Origin of the sequence: Bacillus siamensis KCTC 13613, assembly GCF_000262045.1 — a bacterium.
In the GTDB taxonomy this organism is placed as follows: domain Bacteria; phylum Bacillota; class Bacilli; order Bacillales; family Bacillaceae; genus Bacillus; species Bacillus siamensis.
In genome coordinates this window covers 633,754-646,033 of record NZ_AJVF01000013.1, presented here as the reverse complement: position 1 = coordinate 646,033, position 12,280 = coordinate 633,754, and the positions used below count along the sequence as shown (strand labels likewise).

At 48.6% G+C, this 12,280-nt stretch carries 10 protein-coding genes; 8 read left to right on the top strand and 2 right to left on the bottom strand.

Features of this window, described 5'->3' with window-relative positions; translation table 11 throughout:
- Positions 1-66 precede the first annotated feature (66 nt).
- Both Y79_RS0103340 and Y79_RS0103335 read left to right on the top strand, forming a co-directional pair.
- On the top strand, positions 67-2,181 hold the full coding sequence (locus tag Y79_RS0103340) for an ArnT family glycosyltransferase (RefSeq protein ID WP_016936423.1): 2,115 nt from the start codon (positions 67-69) through the stop codon (positions 2,179-2,181).
- Positions 2,182-2,192: 11 nt separating this feature from the next.
- Positions 2,193-3,164, top strand: a complete 972-nt coding sequence (locus Y79_RS0103335; RefSeq protein ID WP_016936422.1) for a glycosyltransferase family 2 protein — start codon at positions 2,193-2,195, stop codon at positions 3,162-3,164.
- 91 nt (positions 3,165-3,255) lie between these two features.
- On the opposite strand, the gene Y79_RS1000000121440 is transcribed toward Y79_RS0103335, so the two are convergent.
- Both Y79_RS1000000121440 and htrA read right to left on the bottom strand, forming a co-directional pair.
- Positions 3,256-3,432: a hypothetical protein gene (locus Y79_RS1000000121440; RefSeq protein WP_016936421.1), complete on the bottom strand. Its 177-nt coding sequence runs from the start codon at positions 3,430-3,432 to the stop codon at positions 3,256-3,258.
- Between the two features lie 102 nt (positions 3,433-3,534).
- Complete coding sequence (gene htrA, locus Y79_RS0103325) at positions 3,535-4,878, bottom strand: serine protease HtrA (protein ID WP_016936420.1); 1,344 nt, start codon at positions 4,876-4,878, stop codon at positions 3,535-3,537.
- Positions 4,879-5,163: 285 nt separating this feature from the next.
- On the opposite strand from htrA, the gene Y79_RS0103320 reads away from it, so the two are divergent.
- The 6 genes from Y79_RS0103320 (at position 5,164) to Y79_RS0103295 (ending at position 12,248) form a co-directional block, all read left to right on the top strand.
- The gene (locus Y79_RS0103320) at positions 5,164-6,723 is read left to right on the top strand and encodes an MFS transporter (protein ID WP_016936419.1); all 1,560 of its coding nucleotides are present in this window, start codon (positions 5,164-5,166) and stop codon (positions 6,721-6,723) included.
- Positions 6,724-6,877: 154 nt separating this feature from the next.
- Positions 6,878-7,702: a M55 family metallopeptidase gene (locus Y79_RS0103315; RefSeq protein ID WP_016936418.1), complete on the top strand. Its 825-nt coding sequence runs from the start codon at positions 6,878-6,880 to the stop codon at positions 7,700-7,702.
- A gap of 13 nt (positions 7,703-7,715) precedes the next feature.
- A complete protein-coding gene (locus tag Y79_RS0103310) occupies positions 7,716-8,642 on the top strand; it encodes an ABC transporter permease (RefSeq protein WP_016936417.1) in 927 nt (308 codons plus the stop codon).
- Positions 8,643-8,647: 5 nt separating this feature from the next.
- Positions 8,648-9,595 (top strand): ABC transporter permease, encoded by a 948-nt coding sequence (locus Y79_RS0103305; protein ID WP_016936416.1) that lies wholly within the window; start codon positions 8,648-8,650, stop codon positions 9,593-9,595.
- Positions 9,596-9,600: 5 nt separating this feature from the next.
- Entirely contained in the window at positions 9,601-10,632 is a 1,032-nt protein-coding gene (locus Y79_RS0103300) for an ABC transporter ATP-binding protein (protein ID WP_016936415.1), read from the top strand.
- Complete coding sequence (locus Y79_RS0103295) at positions 10,629-12,248, top strand: peptide ABC transporter substrate-binding protein (protein WP_016936414.1); 1,620 nt, start codon at positions 10,629-10,631, stop codon at positions 12,246-12,248. The genes Y79_RS0103300 and Y79_RS0103295 overlap by 4 nt, the downstream gene beginning before the upstream one ends.
- The last annotated feature ends 32 nt before the right edge of the window (positions 12,249-12,280 follow it).

Here is a 12,280-nt window from a genome sequence, read left to right as displayed (position 1 = left end):
ATTAATAAATTTTTCACATTTGGTTGTTACACTTGTTCAAAGTTCAACCAAAGGAGTGAAATACAGGTGAAAATGAAAAAACGCGAGATAGACGCAGTCTTAATCCTCATTTTACTCGTTTCCGCATTCTTGAATATGTACAACATCTGGAATGACGATACGGTGAACCCTTATTACACCGCAGCGGTAACGAGTATGCTACAAAGCTTTCATAATTTCTTTTACGCTTCATTTGACGCAGCCGGATTTATCACGGTAGATAAACCGCCTGTTACATACCAGATTCAAACGATCAGCGCGCTGATATTCGGTATGCACGGGTGGAGTGTCATCCTGCCTCAGGCATTGGCGGGTGTAGGCTCGGTTCTATTCATGTACTTATTAATAAAGCCGACGTTCGGAAAAACGGCGGCCCGCATCGCCTCATTTGTCATGGCATGCACCCCGATCGCTGCAGCGGTCGCGCGGACAAACAATGTCGATGCTTTACTTGTCTTTTTCCTGCTGTTCGCCACATGGCTCCTCTTTAAAGCGATTCGAAAAGGAAAACTGATTTGGCTTCTGGCGGCGTTCTTTGTCGTCGGGGTAGGCTTTAATACAAAAATGCTTCAGGCTTATATGATTTTACCGGCTTTCTTGCTGTTCTATATGATTGCGGCAAACACAACCATTAAGAAAAAAATCATTTCATTGGTAAGCGCGCTGGCCGTATTAGCGGCTGTTTCGTTATCGTGGCCGCTCATTGTTGACAATATCCCTGCCGGCAAACGGCCATATGTCGGAAGCAGCCAGACCAACTCCGTATTGGAATTGGCTTTCGGATATAACGGGATTCAGCGGCTGACAGGCCAAAGTTCGGGCGGCGGTCAGGGCATGCCGCACGGAAACGCTTCGAAAGAAAAGGCTTCTTCCGCCGGTTCTTCACAACTGCAGGCGCCGCCCGGACAGTCTTCAAACGAAGGCAAATCTCAAAACGGCAACATGACGGCACCTCCATCTAACGGGCAAATGCCAAGCGGCGGTCAAGGAGGCCCTCCAAGCGGCGGAGGAAAAGGAGGCGCAGGCACCAGCTCAAAAATGCAATCAGGTTCAGGAATGTTCGGGACGGGAACCCCCGGTCCGCTGCGGCTCTTCCAACAAGAATTATCTGATCAGATCAGCTGGCTCCTGCCGTTTGCGATTTTTGGAATGGCCGGTTTACTGATCGCCGGAGCGAGAGAAAGAAGAAGATTGTCAGAAGAACAGAAGGAAACGATCTTTTGGGCAGCATGGCTAGTGCCGATTGCCGGATTCTTCAGTGTGGCGGAATTTTTCCACCATTATTATCTCATTATGCTGGCCCCTCCGATTGCTGCTCTTGCCGGTGCGGGATGGGTCGCCCTCGTTCATCTGTACCGCACGGAGACAGGCTGGAAGTCTTGGCTTCTGCCGGCCGCCATTCTTGTGACAACCGGATTTGAGCTGTTTATCCTCAGAAACTGGATTGATCAAATCGGCGCAGGCTGGAGCATCGGTGTTGGCGTTATCGGAGCTTTGTCTGCAATCGCTCTGTCCGTGTTCAAACAGCGCCAAAAACCGTTCGGTTATTATCTGTCACTTGCCGCTCTTCTCGTCTTGCTGGTGATGCCGTTATATTGGGCGAGCACACCGCTTCTGTACGGGGGCAACAGCTCATTGCCTGAAACAGGCCCCCAGCTTGCGTCAACAAGCGGGAAAGGCATGGGAATGAATAACGCCTCTGTAAATAAAAAACTGATCAGCTATTTAGAGAAACATAACGCCGGAGCGGACTATCTATTTGCAACAACGGATTCCAACACCGCGGCGCCTTACATTATCAAAACGAAAAAAGCGGTCATGGCGATCGGCGGATTCAGCGGATCTGATCCGGCCATCACGCTGACTCAATTTAAAAAGCTCGTAAAAGAAGGGAAAGTAAAATACTTCTTAACATCCGGAATGGGCAAAGGCGGAAACAACGAAATTGTTGAATGGGTTGAGAATAACGGTAAGAAAGTATCTTCAGATAAATGGCAAACAAGCACAGATCAGAAAACGAAAAATCATGATGCAGCTGATACAAAGCGCAGCAAGACCTCAGGTGAAAACAGCCGGATGGGCGGCGGCCCCGGCGGAATGAATCAGTCAGCTTCATTATACGAACTGCAATCTGATGAATAGGAGGAAAAAATATGAGCAGACATATTCAATATTCAATTGTCGTCCCGGTGTATAACGAAGAACCCGTCATTCAGACAACCTATCAGCGTCTGAAAGAAGTCATGGATCAAACAAAAGACCATTATGAATTAATCTTTGTTAATGACGGAAGCAAAGACCGCAGTATTGAAATATTACGAGAACACAGTCTGATTGATCCGAGAGTGAAAATAATTGATTTTTCCAGAAACTTCGGACACCAGATCGCGATCACCGCGGGCATGGATTACGCAGAGGGAAATGCAATCGTCGTCATTGACGCCGATTTGCAGGACCCTCCCGAACTAATCCTTGATATGATTGAACAGTGGAAAGAAGGCTACGATGTCGTGTACGCCGTCAGAACAAAACGAAAGGGAGAAACCTTTTTCAAGAAACAGACGGCTTCTATGTTTTACCGGCTGCTTCGGAGCGTGACTGATATTGATATTCCGCTCGATACCGGAGATTTCCGCCTGCTTGACCGAAAAGTCTGTGACGAAATGAAAAGATTAAAAGAGAAAAATCCTTTTGTCAGAGGGCTCGTCAGCTGGGTCGGCTTTAAGCAGACTGCTGTTGAATATGAACGTGATGAGAGGCTTGCGGGAGAAACGAAATACCCGCTTAAAAAAATGCTGAAGCTTTCCATGGACGGTATCACAACGTTCTCCCATAAACCGCTCAAGGCGGCAAGCTACGCGGGAATGATGATGTCCGGGGCGGGTTTTCTCTATATGTTTATCGTTTTATATATGAAACTCTTTACAGACAGCACCATAACGGGCTGGTCCTCTCTGATTGTGATACAGCTGTTATTCAGCGGCATCGTTCTTTTAATGCTCGGAATAATCGGCGAATATATCGGAAGGATTTATGATGAAGCAAAAGACCGTCCGCTCTATATCGTGCAAAAAGCGTACGGCATTAAAAACGAAAAGGTTTATCGGGATCAGCATATGTCTTAACCGAAACACCCTGTCCGGCCACCCGGGCAGGGTGCTTTTATGTCAAAAATAAAAACCGCAAGAACACAGAGTGTCCCGCGGCTTTTTTCATTCATCTGCGGCCGGTCTGGATGTGCAGAGAGCGCATGATCAAGCCGGTTCCCGTCAGGTTCAAAAAAATGCTTGCACCCAGCGTCACGCCCCAAGCAACGTTTTGCTGAGGAAGCTGAATGCTCAGCTGCAATAAGATAAGGCCGGTAACGACCAGCAAAAGTCCGGTATGTTTCATAGGTATGTATCCTCCTTTGTACAATCTTTCATACGGACGGTCTGCGCTTTAAAGTTTCATTATTGATGTAAAAAAATCCAAGGCCGCTGCCTTGGATTTTTGTTAAGACGATGTTTCTTCTTTTTGAGTCAGTTTCATTTTTTTCGTCATTTCCTTGCCGTTTCTGATAATCTTCACGTCAACGGTGCTGCCGACTTTCGTATTCTTATAGAGAATATTGCGAAGTTCGCTGCCCGTGTCAGTTTCTTTCCCTTTCAAGCTGATAATGATGTCTTCTGCTTTTAATCCGGCTTTGGCTGCAGGGGATCCCTGCGCCACTTCGCGAATGTAAACCCCTTTATTCAGCTGTTTGCCGAATAGGCCGAGTGTGCCTTCCTGATAGTTTTGCGGCACTTGCTCCAAGTCGATCATGCTCACCCCGATATAAGGGCGCTCCACCTGTCCTTTCGTGAGAAGCTCTTCGGCAATCGGTTTTACATCGTTGCTCGGAATCGCAAAGCCGATGCCTTCTACATCATTTTCACTGATTTTCATGCTGTTGATGCCGATGATTTTGCCGTCTGTATTCAAGAGCGGTCCGCCGCTGTTTCCGGGATTGATGGCGGCATCGGTTTGAATGACGTTGATGCTTGACTCGCCGGCTGACGTGGAAATCGAGACCGTTCTGTTTAAGCCGCTCACAATCCCCTGTGTGACGGTGCGGGAAAGGTCTTTGCCGAGGGGATCACCGATGGCGATCACGGATTCACCCGTTCTGAGAGCGGATGAGCTGCCGAAGCTTGCCGTTTTTGTTACGTGTTTATCACTGATTTCTAACACGGCCAAGTCTGTCAGCGAATCACGGCCGACGAGTTTAGCTGTTACATCGGTCCCGTCATATAATGACACCTTAAGAGAAGAGGCGCCTTCAACCACGTGGTTATTCGTAATAATATACGCTTTGCCGTTTGCTTTTTTAAAGATAACGCCTGAACCTGAGCCTGTTTCCGCATCTTCACCCGATGAATTTGAGTTCGAATCTGAACCGAATCCGAATAAATCTGAACTGCTTTGCTGCTTTTGCAGATTGGTGATTCCGACGATCGCCGGTGAAATGTCTTCCACCATATTCGAAATGCTGCTTGAATTTGCGGATGAGCTGTTTGCCGATTTGCCGCTGCCGGAATCAGAAGATGTCTGCTTAGCGGTTACTGAAGACGTTTCCTGAGCGGGAGCCGGATTTGAAGTATCTTGAGTCTGATGGTCTCCAAGCGGCGTAAATGTATAGATGCCGAGGGCGAGCCCCCCGCCGATCACCCCGCCGAGAAGCGGTCTGAACCAGCCGAAGCTTCGTTTTTTCTTGTCATCGTCCGACGCGGAATATCTCGCCGGCTGCTGATTTTCTTTTACTAAAAGGACTTCCTGTTCTTTTTGGTCTGTCCGATTTTCATCACGATAGTTATCCATCATGTTCACTCCGTTTCTCTATTTCATCATAGCATGATTTGCCTATTATTACTGACTCCATCTTAAACAAAAAATGTGGGATAATAATGAAAAGATTGTGGGAAATTGTGAAAAAGACGTAATCGGATGGCTGCGCTCTATATTGACAATTTCCATCGGATTTGAAATAATAAATAAGATATTATGTTCAATCCTTCACATGAAAAGATATGAAAATTCTGTCAAGCTAATGGGGGAAATCTGTTAGCTTTTTCACTTTGTCAAATTTTAGAAAGGGGCTGTCAAATGAAAGAAAAACATCACTGGATTATTTCTCTGCTTGCTGTGCTGGCGGTCGGGCCGGGACTGATGTCGAACACCGCTCTTGCGGCTGTCCAAAGCCTTGTCCGGCAGACGGTCGGCGGGGAAAACTTTGACTCTTTTCATCCGATTATTATCGGTAATATGGCATTCGCCTTATTTGTGCCGGCTGGGCCGTATTTAAGAAAAAGGTTCGGCTCCCGGCCTGTCTATATGATTTCGATGGCTGCAGCTGTCATCGGTGCGCTGCTTGCTGCTGTGACGAATGATATTTACCTGCTCGCTGCGGGCCGTTTGCTGCAGGGAGCTGCGGCGGGCACTATGCTGATGATTATGATTCCGATGCTGGTGCTTTCGTTTCCGATTGAGCGGCGCAATTACGCATTATTTGTATTAATCGGCGGATTTTACGGAGCCGTCATAATGGGGACCGTATTAGGCACGGCGGCGGCAAGCGCCGGCCATTGGCATTGGCTGTTTATCATTTTTTGCCTGCTGTCTCTATTCGGCTTGATTTTCAGTTATATGTGGCTGCGGGATGATGCTCATAAAAATGCTGAAAAATCTCCATTTGACGGCATCGGTTTTCTTTTGGCCGGTATATCAGCCGTGCTGACCGCTTATACGTTTATTCATCTGCCGAAATGGGGCTTTTCGTCTTGGCATACATTGGCGGGATTTGGCGGAAGCTTCGTCATTCTGCTGATCCTGCTGATTATGCAGTACAGAAACGAACATGCGCTGATTTCGATTAAACTTATGCTTATTCCAAAGCCGATTCTGGGTGTTTTCATGATCGCTGCGGGCAGCATTTCCATAGCGGTCAGTCTTTCTGCATTTCACGGGGAGCTTCAGACCGCATACCATTTGTCACAAACCCAGTTAATATTCTTATATGCGAGCCTTTTGGGAGGCGTGGCCGTTGCCGCTGTCATCAGTGCTTTAGCATATGATAAAGTCGGCCCGGGCATGCTCGGCATAACAGGCTCTGTTATATTGGTGTTCGTGAATTTTCAATGGATGACGACGGATCATCATCTGCCGCTTATTCTATTTGCGGGTCTTTTCGTGATGCTGGCGGCAGGGACAGGGCTTATCGTGGCGGCCGGACTGATGGGCGCCGCGTTGGGCGGACCGCTTCCGGAACTGGTGAAACGCATGACGGCCGTTCAGTTTTTACGGCTGTTCATTTATATGGGCGCGCCTGTATTAATCGGGTATTTTACGAAAAGAGATGCTTCGGGCACGCTTTGGGGCGCGCGCAGCACACAATCGCCGCATGACCAGCTGATGGGGACATACAGCGATCTGTTTCTAATTGCTTTTATCTTTAGCCTGCTTTTAGTGTGTTTATCATTTGTCATGAATGCGACCGGCATGGGACATAAGCTGGCGCATAAACCGCATGCCGTACGCAGGCAGGCGGCTGAAGAGCCTTCGCCGCAGGCTCCTGAACCGATCAGGCATCAGGTCATTCCCGATCGCGAATACAGAAGTGCGGTCAGACAGTTTCAGGGTCACCCTATAAACAAAAACAGTATGTAACTTTTTCTATCAACAAACCCTTTTCCCTGTGAAAAGGGTTTGTTTTTTCCTATAAAGGCATAATGGTATATTGCATGTTTCATCCTTTTTTAATATAATTTGTTAGAATATTCATAATTTAATATCGGAATTTAAATAAAAAAGGAGGCATTATATGAAACTGTATCTATCTGTAGACATGGAGGGGATTTCCGGACTGCCGGATGAAACATTTGTCAATTCCCGCATGCACAATTATGAGCGCGGCAGGGTTCTGATGACTGAAGAAGCAAACTGGTGCATCGCTGAAGCGTTTAATAACGGATGCACGGAAGTGACTGTGAATGACAGCCACTCTAAGATGAATAATCTGCTTGCAGAAAAACTTCATCCTGAGGCAGAGCTGATCACGGGGGATGTCAAGCCGTTTTCTATGATGCAGGGGCTTGATGAATCATATTCGGGCGTGATGTTTATCGGCTATCATGCAAGAGCCTCGATGCCGGGCGTCATGTCACACAGCATGATTTTCGGCGTGCGCCATTTTTACATAAATGATCAGCCGGTCGGTGAACTGGGGCTGAATGCCTACCTCGCCGGATTTTACGGCGTCCCGGTTATCATGGCAGCCGGAGACGATTGCGCCGCAAAAGAAGCGGAGGAGCTGATACCGAATGTGACGACTGCCGCCGTCAAACAATCCATTTCAAGAACCGCTGTCAAATGCCTGTCTCCTCAAAAAGCCGGGCGGCTCCTGACGGAAAAAACAGCTTATGCGCTCAAAAATAAAGATAAGGTCAAGCCGCTGACACCGCCTGATCGACCTGTATTAGGCATTGAATTTGCCAACTACGGACAGGCTGAATGGGCCCATTTAATGCCGGGCACAGAAATTGTACCGGGAACGACAACCGTTCAATTTCAGGCAAAAGACATGCCGGAAGCTTATCAGGCCATGCTCGTCATGACAGAACTCGCCATGAGAACAACATTCTGTTAAAGGGGTGAACGGCATGCTGCGGTATTTTATCAAACGTTTTATCGCCATGATTGTGACCGTGCTCGTCATCACCACTCTGACATTTGTCATGATGAAAGTGATACCCGGCTCGCCTTTTAACGAGGAGCGGGGCACAAACGAAGCGGTCCAGCGAAATCTCGAATCCTACTACCATCTGAACGAACCTCTTATCACTCAATACGCCATTTATCTAAAATCCATTCTCGCCTTTGATTTCGGTCCTTCAATCAAAAAACCGTCAGACAGTGTAAACGCCATGCTTGAACGCGGATTTCCCGTTTCCTTTGAGCTTGGCATAACGGCGATCATTGTCGCTGTTATTTCAGGACTTGCGCTCGGCATAACGGCCGCTCTCAGACGCGGCGGCTTTCTCGATTATGCAGCCATGAGCCTTGCGGTGCTGGGGATTTCCATTCCGAATTTTATTATGGCGACACTGCTGATTCAGCAATTTGCGGTTCATCTGAAATGGTTTCCGGCAGCCACCTGGACGAGCCCCATTCATATGGTGCTGCCGACTGTTGCGCTTGCCGTCGGCCCTATGGCCATTATCGCGAGGCTGACAAGGTCAAGCATGGCCGAAGTGCTGACTCAGGATTATATCCGCACGGCAAAAGCAAAAGGTCTTTCCCCTGTCAAAATTATCATCAAACACGCCTTGAAAAATGCTCTTATGCCCGTTGTGACAGTACTCGGCACGCTTGCCGCAAGTATCCTGACGGGCAGTTTCGTCATCGAGAAAATCTTTGCCATTCCGGGAATGGGCAAATATTTCGTGGAAAGCATCAATCAGCGTGACTACCCGGTGATTATGGGAACGACCGTTTTTTACAGTGTGATTCTGATCGTCATGCTGTTTCTGGTTGATTTGGCATACGGCCTGCTGGATCCGCGCATAAAACTTCATAAGAAAGGGTGAGTCTGATGAGTCTCCCGCAAGAAACGGTAAAACACACAGAAGTGCCAGATGACTGGTTTCAGCCGGGCCTGGAAAGAAAGGGTGAAACCGAGTCGGTGAAGCGCCCGAGTCTGTCTTACACACAGGATGCGTGGCGGAGGCTTAAAAAGAACAAATTGGCGATGGCCGGCCTTGTGATTTTATGCTGCCTGTTTCTATCGGCTGTGTTCGGTCCGCTGATATCACCGCACAGTGTGACGAGGCAGACGCTCGCCGAGCAGAATCTTCCGCCGTCTTTTTCACATTGGTTCGGAACCGATGAGCTTGGGCGGGACGTGTTTACAAGAACGTGGTACGGAGCGAGGATCTCTTTATTTGTCGGTGTGATGGCGGCGTTGATCGACTTTTTGATCGGCGTCATTTACGGCGGCATCGCCGGCTACAAAGGAGGGCGGACAGACAGCGCCATGATGAGAATCATCGAGGTTCTCTACGGCTTGCCGTATCTGCTCGTTGTCATTTTGTTAATGGTGATGATGGGGCCGGGGCTCGGTTCCATCATCGTCGCTCTGACCGTGACGGGATGGGTCGGCATGGCGCGGATTGTCAGAGGGCAGGTGCTGAGGATGAAGCATGATGAACACGTGCTTGCTTCGAAAACGTTTGGAGCGAAAACATTTCGGATCATTAAGAAAAATCTGCTGCCGAATACGATGGGAGCTATTATTGTCCAGATGACGCTGACGGTGCCGGCGGCGATTTTTGCGGAATCATTTCTAAGTTTTCTCGGACTCGGCATTCAGGCGCCGTTTGCAAGCTGGGGCGTCATGGCAAACGACGGGCTTCCGGCGATTTTATCAGGCCATTGGTGGCGGCTGTTTTTCCCCGCCTTTTTCATTTCCTTAACGATGTACGCGTTTAACGTGCTTGGAGACGGCCTGCAGGACGCGTTAGATCCGAAACTGAGGAGGTAGGAAAAATGACGCAGCCAATTCTTTCAGTTCAAAATCTGCATGTTACTTTTTCGACATACGGCGGCACCGTAAAAGCCGTCAGAGGCGTCGGCTTTGATTTATATAAAGGTGAAACGTTTGCGATCGTCGGTGAATCGGGCTGCGGAAAAAGCGTGACGTCACAAGCCGTGATGGGTCTTCTTCCGAAACATTCGGCAAAGATTGAATCCGGGAGCATACAATTTAAACAGAAAGACCTTTGCCAAATGACGGAGCGGGAAATGCGGGGAATTCGGGGGCGCGACATTTCTATGATTTTTCAGGACCCGATGACGGCGCTCAATCCGACGTTGACCATAGGAGATCAGCTTTCGGAAGCGCTGTTGGAACACCGCGCCATGACGAGAAAAAAAGCTGAATCCGAGGTTCTCGCCATGCTGGATCTGGTCGGAATCCCTGACTCGAAATCCCGCCTGAAGCAGTACCCTCACCAATTAAGCGGGGGCATGCGGCAGCGGATCGTGATCGCGATGGCGCTGATCTGTGAGCCGGAAATCATGATCGCCGATGAACCGACAACGGCTCTTGACGTGACGATTCAAGCGCAAATCCTTGAATTATTTAAGAAGATTCAAAGAAAAACAGGCGTATCTATAATTCTGATCACGCATGACCTCGGTGTTGTTGCTCAAACCGCTGACAGGGTCGCCGTCATGTATGCGGGAAAAATCGCCGAAATCGGCACGAGGCATGATATTTTTTACCGGCCGGCTCATCCCTACACAAAGGGGCTGCTTCGCTCAGTGCCGCGGCTGGATATGGAGGACAGTGAGCTTTCGCCGATTGACGGGACTCCGCCTGATTTATTCGATCCGCCGCCGGGCTGTCCGTTTGCCGCCCGCTGTCCGGACAGGATGATCGTCTGTGAAAAGGTATATCCGGAAACAACCGTGAAATCCAAAAGCCATTTCGTCAATTGCTGGCTTCAGGATCACCGTGCAGAGCGGCTGAAGCACAAACAGCTGACGGCAGCAGAGGAAAAAGGGGGATTCAAATGAAAAAGAAATGGGCGATCGGAGTGATTGCTGTTGTTTCGTTTGCTTTGATGGGCTGTACGGCCAATGAGCAGGCGGGGACAGAACCCGGCAAAGCAAAAGAACAGGGGGGCGAAACGGTGCTCCGGCTCAATAACGAAAATGAGCCGACCTCACTTGATCCGCCGATCGGATTTAATAATGTTTCCTGGCAGCCGCTCAATAACATCATGGAAGGCTTAACGAGGCTTGGAAAAGATAATAAGCCCGAACCGGCCATGGCGGAAAGCTGGAAGGTGTCCGCTGATAAGCTGACATATACCTTCAATATCCGTGATAATGCCAAATGGACAAATGGCGATCCCGTCACGGCGGATGACTTCGTCTACGCCTGGAAACGGATGCTTGATCCGAAAACGGGCGCATCTTCCGCATTTCTCGGCTACATGATCAAGGGCGGAGAAGAATTTAACAGCGGAAAAGGCAAAAAAGAAGACGTGAAAGTTGAGGCAAAAGATAAAAAAACACTGGTCGTCACATTGGCGGCACCGCAGGATTATTTTCTGAGCGTCGTGTCCAATCCGGCGTATTTCCCGATTAATGAAAGGGCCGCCAAGGCTGATCCGAAATGGTTCACTGAAGCGAAAACCTTTGTCGGCAACGGACCGTTCAAGCTGACGGAATGGAAGCATGATGACAGCATGACGATGGTCAAAAACGAGACGTACTGGGATAAAAAGACGGTGAAACTGGATCAAGTCACATGGGCGATGGTCAGTGACCGGAATACAGACTATCAAATGTTCCAGTCGGGGGATTTGGATACCGCTTTCGTGCCGGCAGAGCTGAGTGAGCAGCTGATGGGCGGAAAAAACGTCCGCACGTGGGATCAGGCCGGACTTTATTTCTATCGCTTTAACGTAAAAATGGAGCCGTTCCAAAATGAAAAGATCAGAAAAGCGTTTGCTGCAGCAATTGATCAAAAAGAAATCACGGATTATGTGACCAAAAACAGGGAAAAGCCGGCGCATGCTTTCGTATCTCCGGGATTTACGCAGCCTGACGGGAAAGATTTCCGCGAAGCGGGCGGCAGTTTATTAACCCCGAATGAATCAGAAGCCAAAAAACTGCTGGAAAAGGGCATGGCAGAAGAGCATTATGACAAGCTGCCTGATGTCACACTGACATACAGCACAAAACCGGAGCATAAGAAAATAGCGGAAGCGATACAGCAGAAGCTCAAAAGTGTGCTCGGTATAGACATTAAGCTCGCCAATATGGAATGGAACGTCTTTTTAGAGGAGCAGAAAGGACTGAAGTTCCAGTTCTCTCAAAGCTCATTTTTACCGGATTACGCAGATCCGATCAGTTTTCTTGAAGCTTTCCAGACGGGGAATTCCATGAACCGCACAGGATGGGGCAGCGCGGATTACGACGAATATATCAAGCAGGCAAAACAGGAAGCCGATGCAAAAAAACGTTTTGCGCTCATGCATAAAGCGGAAAAGCTGCTCATGAACGAGGCACCGATCATTCCGATTTATTTTTACAATCAGGTGCATCTGCAAAACAGCGGCGTGAAAGGCATTGTCCGGCATCCCGTCGGTTACATTGATCTGAAATGGGCGGAAAAGTCCTGATATCACAACGGAAACAAATACCGCTCTTTTGA

Coding starts and splice junctions, on each gene's coding strand:
- Y79_RS0103335 (WP_016936422.1), top strand. CDS start 2,193: ATGAGCAGACATATTCAATATTCAATTGTCGTCCCGGTGTATAACGAA.
- Y79_RS1000000121440 (WP_016936421.1), bottom strand. CDS start 3,432: ATGAAACATACCGGACTTTTGCTGGTCGTTACCGGCCTTATCTTATTG.
- htrA (WP_016936420.1), bottom strand. CDS start 4,878: ATGGATAACTATCGTGATGAAAATCGGACAGACCAAAAAGAACAGGAA.
- Y79_RS0103320 (WP_016936419.1), top strand. CDS start 5,164: ATGAAAGAAAAACATCACTGGATTATTTCTCTGCTTGCTGTGCTGGCG.
- Y79_RS0103315 (WP_016936418.1), top strand. CDS start 6,878: ATGAAACTGTATCTATCTGTAGACATGGAGGGGATTTCCGGACTGCCG.
- Y79_RS0103310 (WP_016936417.1), top strand. CDS start 7,716: ATGCTGCGGTATTTTATCAAACGTTTTATCGCCATGATTGTGACCGTG.
- Y79_RS0103305 (WP_016936416.1), top strand. CDS start 8,648: ATGAGTCTCCCGCAAGAAACGGTAAAACACACAGAAGTGCCAGATGAC.
- Y79_RS0103300 (WP_016936415.1), top strand. CDS start 9,601: ATGACGCAGCCAATTCTTTCAGTTCAAAATCTGCATGTTACTTTTTCG.
- Y79_RS0103295 (WP_016936414.1), top strand. CDS start 10,629: ATGAAAAAGAAATGGGCGATCGGAGTGATTGCTGTTGTTTCGTTTGCT.